The sequence below is a fragment of the Chryseobacterium sp. Leaf404 genome (genome assembly GCF_001424145.1).
Taxonomy (GTDB): domain Bacteria; phylum Bacteroidota; class Bacteroidia; order Flavobacteriales; family Weeksellaceae; genus Chryseobacterium.
In genome coordinates, this window is the sequence record NZ_LMQM01000002.1 from 1 (window position 1) to 19,391 (window position 19,391).

General features: G+C 36.5%; 19 protein-coding genes. 13 read left to right on the forward strand and 6 right to left on the reverse strand.

Going from position 1 to position 19,391, the window contains the following annotated elements; all coding sequences use genetic code 11:
• Positions 1–118 precede the first annotated feature (118 nt).
• Positions 119–1,324, reverse strand: coding sequence for an RsmB/NOP family class I SAM-dependent RNA methyltransferase (locus ASG31_RS03745; RefSeq protein ID WP_056028111.1), 1,206 nt, complete (start codon positions 1,322–1,324; stop codon positions 119–121).
• A 365-nt stretch (positions 1,325–1,689) separates the two neighbouring features.
• On the opposite strand from ASG31_RS03745, the gene ASG31_RS03755 reads away from it, so the two are divergent.
• Both ASG31_RS03755 and ASG31_RS03760 read left to right on the forward strand, forming a co-directional pair.
• Complete coding sequence (locus ASG31_RS03755) at positions 1,690–2,022, forward strand: zinc ribbon domain-containing protein YjdM (protein WP_056028117.1); 333 nt, start codon at positions 1,690–1,692, stop codon at positions 2,020–2,022.
• 13 nt (positions 2,023–2,035) lie between these two features.
• Positions 2,036–2,356, forward strand: a complete 321-nt coding sequence (locus tag ASG31_RS03760) for a hypothetical protein (protein ID WP_056028120.1) — start codon at positions 2,036–2,038, stop codon at positions 2,354–2,356.
• 172 nt (positions 2,357–2,528) lie between these two features.
• On the opposite strand, the gene ASG31_RS03765 is transcribed toward ASG31_RS03760, so the two are convergent.
• Positions 2,529–3,464 (reverse strand): sulfate/molybdate ABC transporter ATP-binding protein, encoded by a 936-nt coding sequence (locus ASG31_RS03765; RefSeq protein WP_056028122.1) that lies wholly within the window; start codon positions 3,462–3,464, stop codon positions 2,529–2,531.
• Between the two features lie 150 nt (positions 3,465–3,614).
• Between ASG31_RS03765 and ASG31_RS03770 the strand changes: the two genes are divergently transcribed.
• The 4 genes from ASG31_RS03770 (at position 3,615) to ASG31_RS03785 (ending at position 8,005) form a co-directional block, all read left to right on the forward strand.
• Positions 3,615–4,271 (forward strand): YceI family protein, encoded by a 657-nt coding sequence (locus ASG31_RS03770; protein WP_056028125.1) that lies wholly within the window; start codon positions 3,615–3,617, stop codon positions 4,269–4,271.
• A 126-nt stretch (positions 4,272–4,397) separates the two neighbouring features.
• Complete coding sequence (gene pheS / locus ASG31_RS03775) at positions 4,398–5,408, forward strand: phenylalanine--tRNA ligase subunit alpha (RefSeq protein WP_056028128.1); 1,011 nt, start codon at positions 4,398–4,400, stop codon at positions 5,406–5,408.
• 226 nt (positions 5,409–5,634) lie between these two features.
• Positions 5,635–7,383, forward strand: a complete 1,749-nt coding sequence (locus ASG31_RS03780; protein ID WP_056028131.1) for a sensor histidine kinase — start codon at positions 5,635–5,637, stop codon at positions 7,381–7,383.
• Positions 7,370–8,005 carry a response regulator transcription factor gene (locus ASG31_RS03785; RefSeq protein WP_056028134.1) on the forward strand — a complete coding sequence of 212 codons (636 nt, stop codon included), beginning with the start codon at positions 7,370–7,372 and terminating at the stop codon, positions 8,003–8,005. Before ASG31_RS03780 ends, ASG31_RS03785 begins: the two co-directional genes overlap by 14 nt.
• Positions 8,006–8,761: 756 nt before the next feature.
• Here the strand turns inward: ASG31_RS03785 and ASG31_RS03790 are convergent.
• Positions 8,762–9,529 carry a DUF3108 domain-containing protein gene (locus tag ASG31_RS03790; RefSeq protein WP_056028137.1) on the reverse strand — a complete coding sequence of 256 codons (768 nt, stop codon included), beginning with the start codon at positions 9,527–9,529 and terminating at the stop codon, positions 8,762–8,764.
• Between the two features lie 151 nt (positions 9,530–9,680).
• On the opposite strand from ASG31_RS03790, the gene ASG31_RS03795 reads away from it, so the two are divergent.
• Both ASG31_RS03795 and ASG31_RS03800 read left to right on the forward strand, forming a co-directional pair.
• Entirely contained in the window at positions 9,681–10,736 is a 1,056-nt protein-coding gene (locus ASG31_RS03795) for an NAD(P)/FAD-dependent oxidoreductase (protein ID WP_056028140.1), read from the forward strand.
• 12 nt (positions 10,737–10,748) lie between these two features.
• Positions 10,749–11,078 (forward strand): 2Fe-2S iron-sulfur cluster-binding protein, encoded by a 330-nt coding sequence (locus tag ASG31_RS03800; RefSeq protein ID WP_056028142.1) that lies wholly within the window; start codon positions 10,749–10,751, stop codon positions 11,076–11,078.
• Positions 11,079–11,268: 190 nt separating this feature from the next.
• Here ASG31_RS03800 and ASG31_RS03805 read toward each other — a convergent pair whose 3' ends face one another.
• A complete protein-coding gene (locus ASG31_RS03805) occupies positions 11,269–12,123 on the reverse strand; it encodes an alpha/beta hydrolase family protein (protein ID WP_056028144.1) in 855 nt (284 codons plus the stop codon).
• Positions 12,124–12,286: 163 nt separating this feature from the next.
• Here ASG31_RS03805 and ASG31_RS03810 point away from each other — a divergent pair, with 163 nt between their 5' ends.
• From ASG31_RS03810 to ASG31_RS03830, 5 genes are all read left to right on the forward strand, one after another.
• Positions 12,287–13,060 carry a HipA family kinase gene (locus ASG31_RS03810; protein ID WP_056028146.1) on the forward strand — a complete coding sequence of 258 codons (774 nt, stop codon included), beginning with the start codon at positions 12,287–12,289 and terminating at the stop codon, positions 13,058–13,060.
• Positions 13,047–13,430 (forward strand): DUF3037 domain-containing protein, encoded by a 384-nt coding sequence (locus tag ASG31_RS03815; protein WP_056028149.1) that lies wholly within the window; start codon positions 13,047–13,049, stop codon positions 13,428–13,430. Before ASG31_RS03810 ends, ASG31_RS03815 begins: the two co-directional genes overlap by 14 nt.
• A gap of 78 nt (positions 13,431–13,508) precedes the next feature.
• Complete coding sequence (locus ASG31_RS03820; protein ID WP_231433813.1) at positions 13,509–14,453, forward strand: alpha/beta hydrolase; 945 nt, start codon at positions 13,509–13,511, stop codon at positions 14,451–14,453.
• A gap of 71 nt (positions 14,454–14,524) precedes the next feature.
• Positions 14,525–15,610, forward strand: a complete 1,086-nt coding sequence (locus ASG31_RS03825) for a serine hydrolase domain-containing protein (RefSeq protein WP_056028155.1) — start codon at positions 14,525–14,527, stop codon at positions 15,608–15,610.
• A 193-nt stretch (positions 15,611–15,803) separates the two neighbouring features.
• The gene (locus ASG31_RS03830; protein ID WP_185113192.1) at positions 15,804–17,645 is read left to right on the forward strand and encodes a carbon starvation protein A; all 1,842 of its coding nucleotides are present in this window, start codon (positions 15,804–15,806) and stop codon (positions 17,643–17,645) included.
• Positions 17,646–17,925: 280 nt separating this feature from the next.
• Here ASG31_RS03830 and ASG31_RS03835 read toward each other — a convergent pair whose 3' ends face one another.
• Together ASG31_RS03835 and ASG31_RS03840 are read right to left on the reverse strand one after the other, a co-directional pair.
• Positions 17,926–18,312, reverse strand: a complete 387-nt coding sequence (locus ASG31_RS03835; protein WP_056028158.1) for a hypothetical protein — start codon at positions 18,310–18,312, stop codon at positions 17,926–17,928.
• Positions 18,309–19,136, reverse strand: a complete 828-nt coding sequence (locus ASG31_RS03840; RefSeq protein WP_056028161.1) for an alpha/beta hydrolase — start codon at positions 19,134–19,136, stop codon at positions 18,309–18,311. Before ASG31_RS03840 ends, ASG31_RS03835 begins: the two co-directional genes overlap by 4 nt.
• Positions 19,137–19,391 lie beyond the last annotated feature (255 nt).

Below are 19,391 nucleotides of genomic sequence, written 5' to 3' on the forward strand. Positions count from 1 at the left end.
TGCCTAAAGAGGACAACTTTTTCTATTTTTCAAAATAATATACATTTTACTGAAATAAAAAATCCGCCTCAAATTTTGTTGTGAGACGGATTCTTTTTATTTTTAAATCTAAATCTTTCTAAGAAACTCTCTCGATCAAAGCCATGTAAAAACCGTCATAGCCTTCGCTTGGCATTACTTTTTCGTCTTTAATCATTTTGTAGTTAGGGTTATTTTTTACAAATTCTTCCACCTGCAGATTGTTTTCTGAGGGTAAGATCGAACAGGTTGCATACACCATTTTACCGCCCACTTTAAGCATTTTAGAATAATCCTGAATAATCTGCTGCTGCTCTTTTTTTATTCTGTCGATAAAATCCTGATCGATTTTCCATTTGCTGTCGGGGTTTCTTTTCAAAACGCCTAAACCTGAGCATGGTGCATCAATCAAAAGTCTGTCTACTTTATCGTGAAGTCTTTTGATGACTTTGGTATCGGTGATCACTCTCGTTTCGATGTTGTGGGCTCCGGCTCTTTTTGCACGGCGTTTCAGCTCGGCCAGTTTCCATTCGAAAATATCCAAAGCGATAATCTGACCTTTGTTTTTCATCAAAGCAGCGATATGAAGCGTTTTTCCGCCAGCTCCTGCACAGGCATCAACTACTCTCTGGCCTTCTTTTACATCAAGGAAATAACCGATTTTCTGCGAAGAAGCATCCTGAACTTCAAACAAACCTTCTTTGAAAGCCGTAGTTAAAAATACATTTTTCTTCTCCTCAAGCTGCACCGCATCGGGGTAATTTCTGATAGGATGAGCCACCACATTTTCGTCAGAAAGATCAGAAATCAATTCTCTAGGTGTCGTTCTCAGTGAATTTGCTCTTAAAACAGTTGGTGCTTTTTCGTTTAAAGCCAACATTTCCTTTTCCCATTTTGGTCCTAATTCTCTTTCCAAAGTTTCTACAAGCCATTCCGGAATAGAATGTTCGATGGCTTTGGTAGGAACAGTTCCTTTTTTAAGTTTTGTAGTGATGTCAGCGATTTTGATGCCTTCAAATTCTTCAAATCTTTTGTAATTGGTTTTGCTCCAAAGCAGATATGCAATGATTAATTTGTAAATGTTGTTGGGCTTTACCCCTTCGCCCATGTAATATTCAAGTCGTTTTTTCCAGCGGATGATATTATAGAAAATCTCAGAAACAACCGCTCTGTCCTGACTTCCCCATTGTCTGTGAGATTTCAGAAGTCTTTCTATTACTTTGTCTGCGTATTTGTTTTTCTCGAAAAAAGTTTCCTGCAAAGCATCGTGAATACCGATGGCGAGGTTTCTGTGAATTAATTCCATAAATTGCTGTCAGCTGTTTGAATCTGCAAAAATACGATTTTTAAATTTGAGATTTGAAGTTTGGGATTTGAGATTGAAAATTTAATATTTAAGGTTCAAAATTCAGGATTCAATGTTTGAAATTCAATGTTTTTATTTAATTCTTTTTTACGACTGTTTAATTCAGATATCCTTATCATAAGATTAAATTTATCGCATTCTGAATAATGCTCCATCGGAGCAAAACCTTTGTAGTAGAATTGCAGAATTCTCAAAAAGCTCCGTAGGAGCGACACCTCTATAACTCCCAACTCCCGTCTCCCAACTTCCATCTTCCCCCTTCCATCTTCCAACCCAAAACCCTACCTTTGCAAAAATTTAAAAAAATGAGCGACGCAGTGATTTGCCCGAAATGCCAGTCTGAATTTACTTATGCACAGGATGATCTGATGGTTTGTTCGCAATGTTTCAACGAGTGGAATCCTTCGGAAACGGATGATTCAGATAAAATTCTTGATGCCAACGGAAATGAACTGAAAGATGGCGATTCTGTAGTCGTGGTAAAAGATTTACCTGTAAAAGGTGCCCCGAAGCCTGTAAAAGCGGGAACAAAAGTTAAAAATATCCGTTTGAGACCAGACAGTGATCACAATATCGACTGTAAAATTGATGGATTTGGCTCAATGGCTCTGAAATCAGAGTTTGTGAAGAAAGCATAAACATATTGGATGAATGATTACAGGAAAACTTTTTTCAGATAAAGTTTATATCAGCAATATTCTCAGAAATATGCTGGCTTCTGGAATTGGCTTCTTAACTGTATGGATACTGTATATGTTTTCTGAAGATTACTTTACGGAAGAAAATATTATTATATCGGGTTTTCTGATTTTTATGATTTTTGCAGGTTTGTTTTTTTATTCTTCAACTGTAGAAAACGTTCTATATATTTTGCTGAAAAAGAAACGTATTGTGCCATTTGTAGTCACTCATTTTTCGCTTATTGCAATTGTGCTTTTTGCTCAGATTTATTTCGGCGCAGGGGGGCTTTAGAGACAACTATTGTTTTACTGGTTTTTGTCTTATTCCAAACTACGGGATTTATCTGTCAAAAAAGAAAAAATTAAATTAAAAAACAGGAAAAAATACCCCAGTGTAATTTTTCAAAAACTCAATTGCTGATTTTACTCCGGAAATCTGAAAGAAACGCAGGTAGGAATTTTCTTTATTTAAAATTAAAATAAACAGTTCCTGCCAGCTTATTGTCTGAATAAACAACAATTTCCTTATTTTTTGCAACCACTTTATTCCAGTAAAAACTTCCCGCAAAGCGGCTTTCAATTACTTCAGCCTCAAATCCATTTTCTGAAATTTTTACAGATCCCGGATAAACGGAAAATCTTTGAAGCTGAAAATCTCTTCTTTCAGTTTCATTAAAAATATTTACTTCGCCGAAAAGTTTTGCAACATATTCATTATAAGGATTGTCGAAAATTTCCTCCGGACTGTCATTCTGAATCAGTCTGCCTTTCTGCAAAACCACCATCTGATCGAGCCATGGCAAGACATCCTGAATTTCGTGGGTGGAAATAATCAGAGAAATATTGTTTTGTTTTACATATTTAAAAAGCCTTTCTCTCAACTCAATTTTCCTCGAAAAATCAAGATTGGAAAAGGGTTCATCCAGAACCAGAAGTTTTGGCAAAACCGAAAGTGCTCTTGCGATGGCCACTCTTTGCTGCTGTCCGCCACTCAAATTTTTAGGTAAGATATTTGCAAATTCTGTCAGTCCGACTACTTCTAAAAGTTCATTTACCGTTTCTTTCTTTTTTGCAAGATTGATATTTGAAAGAAACTTTCCCACATTTTCAGCCACCGTTGCATAAGGCATCAGATCGAAATTTTGAGCCACATATTTCATTTCCGGTTCGCCGGGAACGAGGTTGGCTTTCGGCCCGAAAGTTTTTTTACCGTCAAAAATAATTTCGCCACTTTCCCAGTTCAGAAGGCCATAAATCAGGCTCAGAAGTGTAGATTTTCCGCAGCCGCTCTCGCCTGCAAGCGCAATAATTTTTCCGGCATCGAATTTCAGATTGAGATTCTGAAAAAGCGGCCGGTCTTCAGAATATGAAAAATAGAGGTTGTTTATTTCCAAAAGCATAACACAAATGTAAGGTTTTTGCCAAAAAACTGTGTTTTTTTAGTAGTTTTGCATAGTAATTTTTACATCCTGGGAATTTTTTGATATTTAATTTTATAATTTAATATCGGCGTTTATCTTCAACCGTAACATTTTTAAATATATAAATTGATGAGAAAACTACTTTTACATTATACAGCGTCTTTAATGCTTGCAGCAGTGGCGGTTTCCTGCGGTAAAGAAAAACCACTTAACAGTGAGTCTAATGAAGTGGTGACCACAAAAGATGGTTCAAAATTCGTTCTGGATACGCTGAACAGCAGAATAGAGTGGAAGGGTTATAAGATTTTTAAATCTGAAAATACAAGTCATTTCGGGAATATCAAATTTGAAAGTGGTGACGTAACCATCAAAGACGGAAAATTAGAAAGCGGAAAATTTGTTGCCAATATGTCTTCTCTAAGTTCTGAAGATCTCAAGGATAAAAAAGAAGATCAGCAGAAACTGAACGGTCATCTGAAGAGTGCAGATTTTTTTGAAGTTGAAAAATTTCCCACGGCATCTTATGAAATTACAAAGGTGACGCCTGCAGCAGAGGGTGATTACAACACTTTATTAGACGGAAATCTTGTAATTAAAGGGATTTCTAAGCCCGTGCAGTTTAAAGCAAACGTTTCTGTGAACGGAACTGAAGTAAGCATCGCTACAGAGCCTAAAGATATTATGAGAGAAGAATTTGGGGTGAAATTTCAGTCGCCGGCAGCCAATGGTGTTATTAAAAATGAAGTTACGCTGCAGATAATGGTGAAAGGCATGGAACAGAAATAATGTTTTACCGTTACAAAATATACAATAATCTGTTTCTTAAGAAGCAGATTATTTTTATGTTAATTACAAAACTTTTTAAACTGAAAACCGTATTTTTGCAGAAACATTTTTTGAAAGGGTAATATAATGATAGAAAAGATAGAAGAGCTTTTGGCGGAAGTAAACGGTTTCAAATCGACATCTAAGGAGGAGATCGAAAACTTCCGTATCAGATACAGTGGGAAAAAAGGGATTTTAAATGATTTTTTTGAAAAATTCAAAGAAGTTCCCAATGATCAGAAAAAAGAATTCGGACAGAAGATTAATACTCTTAAAAATGCAGTTGCTGTAAAGCTGGAACACCTTAAAAATGCTTCTGCTTCATCTCTTATTCTTGAGAAAGATGATTTAACCAAGCCTGCCTTTCCGCAGGACCTGGGATCCAGACATCCTATCAATATTGTGAAACACAGGATTATTGAAATCTTCAAATCAATTGGTTTTGCCGTGGCAGACGGTCCTGAAATTGAAGACGACTGGCATAATTTTACAGCACTTAATCTTCCGGAATACCATCCGGCAAGAGATATGCAGGATACTTTCTTCATTGAGCAGAATCCTGATATTTTACTAAGAACGCACACTTCATCTGTTCAGATCAGATATATGGAAGAAAACCAGCCGCCGATAAGAATTCTTTCTCCGGGAAGAGTTTTCAGAAATGAAGCGGTTTCTTCTCGCTCACACTGTATTTTCCATCAGATTGAAGGTTTGTACATTGACGAAAATGTAAGTTTCGCAGATTTAAAACAGACAATTCAATTCTTTACAACAGAACTTTTCGGGAAATCTAAAATCAGATTGAGACCTTCTTACTTTCCTTTCACTGAACCAAGTGCTGAAATTGATGTGTACTGGGGTTTAAATTCTGAAACAGATTACAGAATTACGAAAGGTACCGGATGGCTCGAAATCATGGGCTGTGGAATGGTGGATCCGGCGGTTCTGAAGAACGTAAACATCGACTCTGAGAAATATTCCGGTTATGCATTCGGGATGGGAATTGAAAGAATCGTAATGCTTCTTTATCAAATGAGCGATATCAGAATGTTCTTCGAAAATGATATCAGAACTCTGGAGCAGTTTAAGACTTTATAATTTTAACATAAATATTTTTCAATCCTGTGATTTATCACGGGATTTTTTTTGTAAATTACTTCTGTGAAAATGTAAACCGAAGAAATACTGTTCTATTAAAGAAATAGAATAAAATTCGCTTATTTAGGTCAAACCATAGTGAGGTTTTATAAATAAGTGTAAATTTGCGGTCTTTTATTCTGTTTACACCAAAAAAAACACTAAACTAAACTCTAACAGACTGAGTATGAAAAATGATTCTGTTATTTCAGAACCTTATGGTTTTCGATACCGAAAGCTTGTACATTATTCTCTTATTTTTTGTATTCTTATTATCCAGTTGATTATTGCTGCATTCTTTTATAATGAATTTGTAAAGGATAAGAAACTTTCTTTTTTTCAAAAGCAGCTTGATGAGATTCATGCTTTAGAAAATCTTACAGATCAGTCCAGAAAAGAAATCTTTAATGCACAAGGATTTCTGCAGAAATTTATGGTGACAAGAGATGAAAGTTTTCTGCATTCTTATTTTGCATCATTGAAATCTCTGGACGATAATCTTGCCAATATTAACCGGTATGAAAGTAAATTTCCGAAAATAAAAGAGTTGATTTCTGCTCCGAAAGCCAGCATTTCCACAGAAAAAGATTTAAAAAAGATGATCGATTCTACCCAAAAGTACACATCTGCGGTAGCAAGAAAAGCGCTTGACGAGCTGCCGGCGCTTCAAAAATATAATCTGAATTATGATTTTGATAAATTTAATGTAGTTCTGGATACCAAAGTTTACAGAGATACGATTAAGAAAAAAGGGCTGTTTGGAAGGCTCGGTGAAGCTATTTCAAACAAAGGACAACGAGAGAAAGACAGTGTGGTAATCACTGTAAAAGAAGGAGTGATGCCAAGTGCCCAAAGTATAAAAGCTGATTTTGACCGCATTATCAAACAGGTAAATAATCATTACACCGTAGAGAATAACAAAATTAAAATCAGAGTAAAAGACAATCAGGCAGGAACCGAAAGTTTTTATGGGGTTTTTAATAATCTTTTTCTGTACAGCAACGGATTGATGAACGTGTATGAAGCTGCTGTAAAATCTTCAAAATCTGATCTTGAAAAAGAATACGAAGCTCAGAAATCCAAAAACAATGAAATCAGAAAATACCTGATTTTTGGCTCCATGATTCTAATGTTTATTGTATCAGTTTTAATTATGATTCTCACGAGAATTGCATTTGTTTATGAAAGAAAACTCAACAAAGCTAATCTTCAGATTACTGAAAATCTCAACTTCAGAAACAGAATTTTAGGAATGTTGAGCCATGAGCTCCGTTCACCATTAAAAATAATGGATATTTTCATCAAAAGAATTAAGAAGAAAACTACCGATGAAAGCATTCAGGAATATCTGAAATCGATCAGTTTTACCAATAATACTCTGTTGATACAGGCCAATCAGATTTTAGATTATACAAAAAACCAACAGGCAGAAAATAAATTGATTTCCGTAGAGTTTAATTTAAAAAATGAGATTGATTCTATCTTAAACTCTGTGCAGCCATATATTGAAACCCGCGACAACCGTTTTGTTGTAGAGCAGGATATTGACAGGCAGATAAACGTTTTCTCGGACTGTAATAAAATCAATCAGATTTTCATGAATATTTTGGGGAATGCCAATAAGTTCACAGAAAATGGCGAGATTAAAGTGGTAACCAGGGCGGTAACGAAGGATGAAAATACGGTTACGTTAAAAACAATAATCACAGATACCGGCGTAGGAATTTCATCAGGTGATCTCGAAAAGATCTTTGAGCCTTATTACCAGGGGGTAATATCAGATAAAGTTGAAAATCTGGGCGCCGGTCTTGGCTTAAGCCTCTGCAGAGAGCTTGCACAGCTGTATTCTGGCGATATTAAAGTGGAAAGTGAAAAGAACGTGGGAACCAGAGTGGAATTCACTTTAAATTTAGAACTGAAAAATGACAGAACGTAAAAATATAACTTTTCTTTTGGCAGACGATCACAGTCTGATAAGGCAGGGAGTTGAAATTCTTATTGATGATTTGGGATTTGAAGGCGATGTTTTTCACGCATCAACATTACAGAAGGTTTTGGCTCGCCTGGACGAAAATAAAATTGAAATGCTTATCATAGATGCAGCTTTTCCTGATGGCAACAGTCTGGATATTATCCCGGAAATAAGATCTGCAAACCCAGACCTGAAAATCCTGATTTTTTCAGGTCTCGAAGAGAGCGATTATGCTTTACGGTTTCTGAATGCCGGAGCCAATGGTTTTCTTACCAAGGTAAGCGAGGAAGAGGAAATTAAGAATGCGGTCATTAAAATGGTGACAGAGGGGAGGTATATCTCATCTGTTACCCAGGGTTTGCTTTTGAGTTCTCTCCAGAAAAACAATACTCAAAGTCCGCTTGAAAAACTCACAAAAAGAGAGCTTGAAGTGGTGGAAATGTACGCAGACGGAATGGGAAATCTTGAAATCGCTAACGCACTAGGCTTAAAGCAAAACAGTGTAAGTACAATGAAGAAAAGAGTTTTTGAAAAGCTGGGTATATACAGTTTGGTAGAGCTCGCTTCGCTTCTGAAAAAATACTGATATTTATTCACATGGTTTTGATTTTTCTTTTTTGTCTTATTATAAAATGTGATTTTCTTATCATTATTTTCTGCTGAATAATTATAATAGTTTTTATGATAATCTTTTCTGCTTAGATTCTTTACTGATAATACTTTGGCTGTAGGCAAACTGAAATACAGTATCTTTGTTTCAATTTCCGTTTTTCAAACACCTTATCATAAAAAGACCGTAGAAATATGGAGCATTTTGTAGACAAATATCTACAAACATTGCGATAAATATCTACAAGTTTTTTTTAATTAGTACTCTCTTCTCACCCTATCTTTGTCATAAGAAAATTGCTCATACAAACAAGGTAAACATAAGGTTTCCTGATAAGATTAAGTGATTGTAAAACTTTGCTTTCATAAACACATCTTATCTGTGAGTACAGGGAGTAAAGAAAATTATTTCATATATTAATTTTTGATTTGGTGTGAATAAGCACAAATGATGAAACACCTAGTATCATACCAGCAGAGCCGATAAGGCTCTGCGTTTGATACTATTTTTTAGAAAAACACAAACTTATATATAATCTAAAAACACAATTGATTGACCTTACTAAAGTTATCTATTTGCAGAGTTAATCTCTGTAAATAGATGCTTTTAAAGGATGTCAGTAATAAGTAAAATTATATATCAGTTTTTAAGCCGCAACAGTTTAGTTTAGTTTTTATAAAACAAAAGCCTCCGGAAATATTCTGAAGGCTTTTGTACTTTTTAAATATGTTTCTAATTAAACTTCAAAGGATATTTTATATTCTTATAGCTGTCTAAGCTCGCTTTTAAAGATCCTACCGCAAGCTCTGCTTTTAAAAGAACAGGGATGTGATTGGCGTCATTCGTCACCCACATCGTTACACCTTCTTTTTCTTTAAAAACTCTCCCGCTTTTTACAGACGGAATAATTTTAAGACAGTTGATCTTTCCAAATTTAGTACTCAGATTTTCAGATCCCATCACTTTCAGCTGGAACGGGAACATTTCGTCATCAATCCAGACATTCATGTTGATTACAGTTCCGGTTTTCAGCTCTGCAGACGTTTTACTTCTTAAATAATAAAAACATGACAGCATATCCTGTACACCCTTTACAGATTTTATTGTCTTAGAGCCGTTTGCCGGCGTCTTTTTGTCTGTTAAAATAAGAGTATTGTTGGCGTGATTAAACGAAGTTTCAAAATGTTGTCTGTAGCTTCCTTCTTTCACATTCCTCACATAGAAACTTGGCAGTTCTGTCTGCATATTGATGTAACTTTCATACAGATCTTCCACCTTAAAAAATGCTTTTACAGCACCGCTCGTGTAGCCTGTACCCCTTACGTAAAGATGAGGAGATCCCCGGAAATTTACCTTTTTGGTTGCCAAAGTGGCGTTGCCTGCAGTAAGAAATCCGTAATGAATTCTAAGTGTAATAGATTCTCCATCTGCAATATTAGTGATCTGAGCCTGTGTAAAACTCAGTATAAAAATTGAAATAATGCTGAATAATTTTTTCATAAACTTTTGTGGTTCAAAAACATTGCCAAATATAAGGTGTTTGTCTTTAAGGATTTGATAAATCTCAGTTTTTTATTAAGACTTAATTAAATAGGCTTCACATTTTAATTTGTATTTTTGCATTTAATTATTTTCATTAAAATTATTACGTATGATAACTACAGATATATTGATCATCGGAGCAGGACCAACAGGGCTTTTTGCCGTATTTGAAGCAGGTTTGCTGAAAATGAAATGCCACATTATCGACGCACTTCCGCAGCCGGGAGGTCAGTTGGCTGAGTTGTATCCTAAGAAACCGATTTTCGATATTCCCGGTTATCCATCTGTGAATGCAGGTGAGCTGGTTGATAATTTAATGGAGCAGATTAAACAGTTTCAGCCGGGTTTTACTTTGGGAGAAACAGCTGTTTCTTACACTAAAGTTGATGACGAATGGTTTGAAGTGATTACCAATAAAGGTACTCTTCACAGATGTAAAGCAATTGCAATTGCAGGTGGCTTGGGAACTTTTGAACCAAGAAAACCTACGATGGCTAATATTGCGGATTACGAAGAAAAAGGTCTTGAATATTTTGTAAAAGAACCTGAACATTTCAGAAATAAAAAAGTAGTGATTGCAGGAGGTGGAGATTCTGCCTTAGACTGGAGTGTTTTCCTTTCTAATGTTGCCAGTGAAGTAACTTTAATTCACAGAAGAAACGAATTTCGTGGAGCTTTGGATTCTGTAGAAAAAGTTCAGGATCTTAAAAATCAGGGTAAAATTAAATTAATCACACCAGCAGAAGTTACTGCCATCAAAGGTGACGGAAAAGTAGAAGCCATCACTGTAGCGGTTGATGGGCAGGAACCTTTTGATATCGAAACCGATTATTTCATTCCATTATTCGGATTGACGCCAAAATTAGGCGAGATCGGAAACTGGGGACTGAATATTGAAAAAAATGCTATTGTCGTAAACAACGCTTTAGATTATCAGACAAATATTGATGGTATCTACGCAATTGGGGATATCAACACTTATCCGGGGAAATTAAAATTAATTCTATGCGGTTTCCACGAAGCAACTTTGATGTGTCAGAGCGTTTATAACAGACTGAATCCCGGTAAAAAATTCGTATTAAAATATACAACCGTAAGCGGAATTGATGGTTTCGACGGAACCCGTAAAGAAGCTGAAAAAGCAGTTGTGAAAAAAATTGACTAATTTTGAAGGATTATGTCTGATATTAATATTAAAATTACTGACAGAGAAGGCCTTACACACGACGTAGTTGCACCCACGGATATGTCTATGAATTTAATGGAAATCATCCGGTCCTACGAATTGGCAGAAGAAGGATCCATCGGGGTTTGTGGCGGAATGGCTATGTGTGCATCCTGTCAGGTTTACGTGATCAATGATCCTGGATTGGAACCAATGGGTGATGAAGAAGATGCGATGTTGGGTGAAGCTTATCACGTTGAAAGCAACAGCAGATTGGGTTGCCAGTTGCACATGTCAATGGAAATGGAAGGTCTCGAAGTGGCAATTGCGCCTTATCCTTAGAAATTTAATTTAAATAATATAAAAACTCCCGAAGATTTTTCTTTGGGAGTTTTGCTATCTGAATTTTTACTAGCGTTAATAATCCCTTGAAATAAATATTAGACTTTGCTGAGTAGAACGCCTCTGCGAACGAAAAATACTTCCAAATTTTAAAATTTAACGTGAGCGACCATATTGTTTAAATTATTCACTAAAACTCCTCATTCACAATTTTTTCATTTAAAAAATCAATGCATTTTTCTGTGACCACAGCAAGTTCGTAAGGCAGGAAGTTCTCTTCCCAAGGTTCTTTTGCACCAAATACATGATTGGAATTTTCTACCAGAAAAAGTTCGGAATTTGGATTTAAAAGATGAAGATGATCTGAATTTTTGGAGGAAACAGATTCATCTGCCAATCCGTGTACAACCAAAACATGAGCTTTCGCCATTTCCATGCATCTTTCAACATCAAAACGGTGGAAATTGCTTTCAAAGTCTTCAAAAAACTGATAGTAATGCGGCATCTGCTGTTTTGTTCTGCCATTTTCCACAAAATAAACACCATCTTTTTTCCATTGATCAAACGCGCCGTCTTTAGGAAATCTCTCCAGAGAATCTACGCTCGCCAGTGTGATTAAACCGTGAATTCGGATGTCTTCAGCAGTTTTAATAATTGAAATTCCGCCACCACGACTGTGCCCCATGAGTACGATTTTATTTTCATCTACTTCATCTTCTTTTGAAAAATGATTGATTACGAAACTCAAATCTGAAAGCTCTTTTGAATAATTATTATATCCAAAAGCCTCCAAATCGTCGAACCCATGAGGGTTTTCAACAGTTGTTCCGTTATGTGAAAAATTAAATTTAACAAAATAAAATCCGGCTTCCGCAAATCTTTCAGCCATCATATTCCATGCGCCCCAATCTTTGTAGCCTTTGTAGCCATGCACAAAAACGACGAGAGGAAGTTTCTGCTGAGTTTCCGGAAAGTATGCATCAGCTAAAAAATCTTTGGTATCGGAGTTAGAAAGGTGAATATTTTCTTTTTTAATAACTTTCATAGTCTTATTTTTTTAAAGAAGATGTTGCAGATTCATTTTAAATTTAAAAAGATCAAGAGAAATCAATATAATCTTCTTTCGGAATAAGGATGATTAAACAAATTTTAAACCTAAAAATAGCACAAATAGATTTAAACACAAAGGAAAACCTTATTTTTGCGATATGTTGGATTTAAGAACGGTGACGGTCATGCGATACATCCTGCCACTTCGCGAAGGAGGTTCTCTTCCGGCTTTGGCAGAAGCGGATGACGATTTTAAATATGTCTTGAAATTTCGCGGTGCAGGTCACGGTGTAAAAATGCTGATCTCCGAACTGCTGGGCGGAAAGATTACGCAGGCTTTGGGATTACCCATTCCTGAGCTTGTATTTGCAAATTTAGATGTAGATTTCGGGAGAACTGAAGCGGATGAAGAAATTCAGGACCTGCTGAAAAATTCTGAAGGTCTGAATTTGGGTTTGCATTATTTATCAGAATCAATTGCATTTGATTCGAGTGTGAAAGTTGATCCGCTTTTAGCTTCGAAAATCGTCTGGCTCGATGCATTTATCACCAATATCGACCGTACTTTTAAGAATACCAACCTTCTGATGTGGCACAAAGAACTGTGGGTGATTGATAACGGAGCTTCTTTCTATTTCCATCACTCATGGCAGAATTTTGACACCGCTGCAAAAACGCCTTTTAAATATGTGAAAGACCATGTTTTGTTGCCTCAAGCCACTAAAATAGATGAAGCAGATGTTTTTGCTCATCAGATTTTAAATGAAAATCTTTTCAGAGAAATTGTTGATCTGATTCCTCAGGAATGGCTGCACTGGAATGATGCGGAAGAAAATCCCGATGAAATTCGTGATGTATATTTTAATTTCCTGAAAACCAGGTTAGAAAATTCTCAAATCTTTGTAAACGAAGCCAAAAATGCAAGAGGATAAAATATACGAATATGCCGTTATACGTCTGGTGCCAAAGGTTGAAAGAGAAGAATTTTTCAATATCGGGCTGGTGATGTTCTCGAAAAGAGAAAAATTTATAAAAGTAGATTTTTATCTCTGTCCGGATAAATTTAAACTGATGCACAGCAAACTGGATTATGAAGATGTAATTAAGAATCTTGAAAGTTTTAAAAACATAGCCGAAGGAAAAAAAGAAGGCGGACCAATTGCCCAGCTTGAAATTCCCGACAGATTCCGCTGGCTGACGGCGGTGAGAAGTGCTGTTGTGCAAACATCAAGACCTCATCCGGGAAAGTCGAAAGATTTGGATATCACTTTTGGTAAACTTTTTGAGGAACTGGTAAAATAATTTTGCAAACCATATTTTATGAGATCATTGGCCTCAGATACTTTCAGTAATAGGTTTTTAAAGAACCTATTTTTTTTATTGTTAATTACAATATCCACAGCAGGATTTTCACAGAAGCAGAAAAGCACAGTTCTGTTTGACAGTGCCAGTGTTTCAGAGAATATTGTTTACAAAACAGACGAGAGTGGGAAAGAAATCAAGCTTGACATTTACCGTCCGAAAAATTCTGAAAATACAAAACTTCCAGTTGTGATCTACGTTCACGGCGGTGCCTGGGTGGAAGGTGACAAAGTGATCTATGCTGATAATTATGTTGAAAATACGATTTTAAAGCTTTTAAAAAAAAACCATGCAGTCATCAGTGTCAACTACCGTTTGGTGAGTGAAGATGTTCATTTTCCGACACCTGTTCAGGATACAAAAGATGCGGTGAGATGGGTTAGGAAAAATGCAGATGAATATAATTTAGACGAAAACAATATCGGAATGTGGGGTGTCTCTGCCGGCGCGCACCTTTCTTTATTGAGTGCGTATACGGAGGATAAAGATTTTGTTGGGGATTCAAGACTTTCTCAATACTCAGCAAAAGTAAATTACGTGGTGGATAATTTTGGGCCTGTTGATATGAACAGATTGCTTCATACCAGAGCGACAAAGCCGCTTCTGCTTACGGTAGGTTTAATTTCAAAAAAGATTATTGATTTAAGAGGAAAGCTGATCAAGGGAATAACAGGCTTGGACATCAAAGAAAATAAAAAAGAAGTTGTGGAAATCTGTAAAACTATTTCTCCTTTGACCTACACACAAAATACAGTTCCTACTCTCATTCTACACGGAAATAAAGACAAGATTGCACCAGTCAGACATTCAAAACGCCTGAACAAAATGCTGAATAAAGAGAATACAGAACACAAGTTCATTATTGTAAAAAAAGGAAACCACGGTTTTTACACCACAGATAAAACCTATCAGGAAGAGCTTAATAATGAAATGGTCAATTTTATTATTTCGCATAAAAAGTAATTCGTGGGCAGTATTTAACTTAGAAACTTTTTATTTATCTAAAAATTTGTCAATAAAAACTAATTTTAGATATGAAAACAAAAGTATTCTTTGCTGCGCTGTTAAGTTTATCACTAATAAATTGCAGTTCCGGTGATGATGCAGAAAATCCTGCGCAGGAAATCCCAACAGTGTCTGAAGCAATGTATTTTCCAGCTAATGGTTCAGATGTCTGGGAAACAAAATCACTCATGGGTCTGAACTGGCATCAGAATAAAGTTCCTGATCTTTTAAACTATCTCGAATCGAAACATTCCAAAAGCTTCATAATTCTGCAGAATGGAAAGATAGTAATGGAATATTATTTCAACGGTCATACTTCTACAACGCCCTGGTACTGGGCAAGTGCCGGAAAAACTTTAACCTCGGCAGTTACAGGAATCGCAGAGCAGGAAGGTTTTCTCAGCATCAACAGTAAAGTTTCACAATACATCGGAGCTGGCTGGACAGCCGCTCCTTTAGCCAAAGAAAATTTAATCACATGCAAAAATCTTCTGACGATGACTTCAGGTCTGGATGACAGTTTAGGTGATGATGTTTCCCCATCAAATCTACAGTATAAAGCAGATGCAGGAACCCGATGGGCATATCATAATGTTTATGTAAAACTTCAGGATGTGGTGGCTGCAACAACGGGACAGAGCTGGTCACAATACTTTAATATCAAACTCCGGGATAAAGTAGGAATGTCTGGAAGCTGGATTCAGAACGGCGACAACAGTGTGTACTGGAGCACAGCTAAAAGCATGGCAAGATTTGGGCTCCTGGCATTGAACAACGGAAACTGGAATGGGAACCAAATTATTAATCCAACATATTTTCAGGCGGCAACCATCACTTCTCAAAATATCAATCCCGCTTACGGATATCTATGGTGGCTCAACGGAAAATCCAGCTATCACATGCCACAGACGCAGTTTCAGTTTAACGGAAAATTAATTCCCAATGCTCCGGATGATCTGTTTTGTGCTTTAGGTAAAAATGATCAGAAAATCTACGTGGTACCGTCCAGAAAAATCGTAATAATCAGAATGGGAGATGCCGCAGACAGTGCTAACCTTGCATTATCGGACTTCGACAACGTGCTTTGGCAGAAAATAAACGCTGTGATCAACTGAAAAATGTTATAGTTTTCTATCCAAAGATTCTCTTGGAATCAATGATTAAAACGGGTTAAAATATTAATTTGCTAAATTGATATACATATCTTAATTTTTTTAACGAAAATAAGTATCTTGGTAAAATGTTTAAATTATCAGTAATAAAATAAACATTTGCCTTAATTATTTATTTACATAAAACAAAATCGATATGGAATTTCTAAATGGAATTAATGCATTAACACTGGTGTTTACTTCACTGCTCATTTTTGCAATCGCTTACCGTTTTTACGGAATTTTTCTTGCCAATAAAGTATTGCGCCTGAACGACAAAAATACGACTCCCGCCGTAGAATTTGCCGACGGAAAAGATTATGTTGCGACCAATAAAAATGTGCTTTTCGGTCATCATTTTGCTGCGATTGCCGCTGCAGGTCCGCTGGTAGGTCCCGTTCTTGCCGCACAGTTCGGTTATCTTCCTGGTGCCATCTGGATTCTGATCGGCTGCGTTCTGGGAGGTGGAGTCCACGATATGGTGGTGCTCTTTGCATCCGTGAGACACAAAGGTCAAAGTTTGGCAACCATCGCTTCAAAAGAAATTGGTAAAACTACAGGAACAGTTGCCGGTTTTGCCATTCTGTTTATTCTTATTTTAACGCTTGCAGGGTTGTCTTTAGCCTGTATAAATGCGATGCATGAAGCTTCATGGTCGCTGTTTACTGTAGTTATTACCATGCCGATTGCGATTATCATGGGTTTGATTATGCGATACAGAAAAAATTCGGTAACGTTTGCCAGTATTTTGGGGGGTATTCTGTTGATTGCCGGAATCATTGGCGGTCATAATCTGATGCAGAACGAAACCATGAACAATATGTTTACCTGGGACATCACCACAATCTCTATAGCAATTCCTCTTTACGGATTTTTGGCTTCCGTGCTTCCGGTTTGGTTGCTTTTGGTTCCGAGAGATTATCTTTCAACTTATTTAAAAATCGGAACAATTATTATGTTGGCGATAGGGGTGATTGTGATTCATCCAACCATTCAGATGCCCGCTTTGTCTGAATTTGTAAATGGTGGCGGTCCTGTAATCGGTGGCCCTGTTCTACCTTTTATATTTATTGTAATCGCCTGTGGAGCAATCTCAGGATTTCACGCGGTAATTGCAACAGGAACGACTCCAAAAATGCTGAATAGAGAAAAAGAAATTCTTTTCGTAGGGTACGGAGCGATGTTGGTTGAAGGTTTTGTTGCATTAATGGCACTTATCGCCGCATGTACGTTGATGCCGGGAGATTATTTTGCTATCAATACGCCAAAAGATACGTATGATGCCTTCCTGGCAACACATCCAGGTTTGCATGGTGTAGATATAGATTATTTTTCAGAAAGAATCGGTATTGATCTGCACGGAAGAACGGGGGGTGCGGTTTCACTCGCTGTAGGGATGGCTCATATTTTCAACAAAATCCCATACATGGATCAGCTGATGGCTTATTGGTACAACTTTGCGATCATGTTTGAAGCAGTATTTATTCTTACAGCCATCGATGCCGGAACGAGAGTCGGAAGATTCTTTTTACAGGAAATGCTGGGTTCAGTGATTCCAAAATTCAATGATAAAAACTGGACTCCGGGAATTATCATCAGCAGTTTACTCTTTACTTTTGCCTGGGGATATTTGGTTTTCACCGGAAACGTGAGCAGCATCTGGCCACTCTTTGGAATCAGTAATCAGCTCCTTGCCGCATGTGGTTTGATTGTCTGCACCACGATGCTCATCCGTCTGAACCGCGGAAAATACGCCCTCTGCTCAGCAATTCCGGGAGTTTTTATGGCGATTATTACATTTTGGGCTGGCTATATTCAGGTGATGGATATTTATATTCCAAAGCAACAGTATTTACTCGCGACTTTAGCGATTGTTGCCATGGTTTTAATGCTGGTAGTTTTTGTTGGAGCTTTCAGAAAATGGTATCAGCTGTTGCAGGTGAAAACATCGCACACTGATTTTTACGGGGAAAATGTGAAAGAGCTGGTGGAGAGATAATGTGGACGTTCTTTTTTCTTGAAATCAAAGATTCGACGTAGTCAAACAAAAGAGCCAATCCCGAAACTTCAGGACATGACTTGAAAACTCCGGCTAAAATTTCCAAATTGAATCCTCTTAGTCGTCGAACGTAAAGGTTTCGCGGAAAAAAGATATCGTAAATTTTTAATTATTGCTGCCACTCAAACAGTATAGATTTTTTAAATCCTTCATTTTCAATTTATTTTAAAAACAATAAAAGAGATACGAGGCAATTTTGTATCTCTTTTATTTTCATTTTTTATTCCTTAAGTCTTTTATAGATAGATGTGCAGCCTTCGTCACAGATAAAACTGCCATTTTTGTCGACCTCATCCAGAATTAATTTATTTCCTTTAATTTGATAAGAGTAAAAGGTACTGTCTTGCAGTTTAGAATTGAGCAAAACCACAAAATCTTTTTCGTTGATAAAAAATCGGTCAGAAATCTGCTTCCCGTTTGTGTACTCTCTGTAATTTCCGTTGTTCTCAAAATTAATTACAATTTCAGAATCAAATTCATGTGAAATTATCTCTGCTCCGGTTCCATATCTGGATCCGCTGAGTTGCCAACTGCCGACAATTGTCGTGTTGTCATTACTCTGACAAGAAAAAAGCAGAATTAAAAATCCAATAAACCCTTTTTTCATCTTTTGATATTTTTAATTTTCTCTATCCTTTTAATTTCATTTAAAAGTAGAGGAAAAGCTGGAACTGCCATTCCGCCGTGATCGAAACCGTCAAGTTCGTATAAGATCGTTTCTTTGTGACCTTTCAGTTTCATCATTCGCCACATATAAGCGTTTTCTTCATATCTGCCGAGAAGTTCTTTCTCACGGTCACCGGTAATTAAAAGCAAGGGCGGAGCATCAGATCTGATAAAATGCAGAGGTGCCATTTCATCGATTCTTGCATCCAGTTCCTCAATTCCTTTTTCTTTTCTTGTCGTAAAATGGGAAATCATCTGTCCGCTGAAGGGAATGATTCCTGCTAATTTATTGGCATCAATTTTATATTTATTCAGATATGATTTATCTAAACCTACCATCGAAGCGAGATATCCGCCCGCCGAATGTCCGGTTATAAAAATCAAATCTTCACTTCCGCCGTATTTTTTAATATTGTTAAAAACCCAAGCCGTCGCAGCTGCTGCGTCTTCAATATATTTCGGAGCCTTTACTTTTGGGGAAAGTCTGTAATTGACGGCTATAACAGCAACTCCTTTATTTTTAAGTTCATCCGGAATGTGTTTTTCGCCACCCGTAATTCCGCCACCGTGAAACCAGATGATGGTTGAAAAATTCTTTACATCTTTCGGAACATAAACATCGAGAACACATCTTTCATTAATGTAAGAATCAGATTTATTTGTTTTTTCATCGTAATACTGAACGTTTGAAATGGTCTGATACTCCTGAGAAAATAGTAATATAGAATTAAAAATTACGAAGATAAGCGTGAGGAATTTTTTCATTTTACAAATTTTGAACTTTAAATATACGAATTGTGATTTTTACCATTTTTTGATCGTAGCTAAAGATGAGATTGTTGTTAAAGATCTGCAATAGATTTTGACACATAAGTCACATAAGATTTAGATCAAAACTTTGCGTTGAAGAGAACACATTAGATTGAAAATCGAAGATTTTCATGATGAGATTCAATTTCTCTGTGATTTTAGAATTATGAATTAAAGGTTTTGATTATCAAAATTTAAATCTGTGAAAAT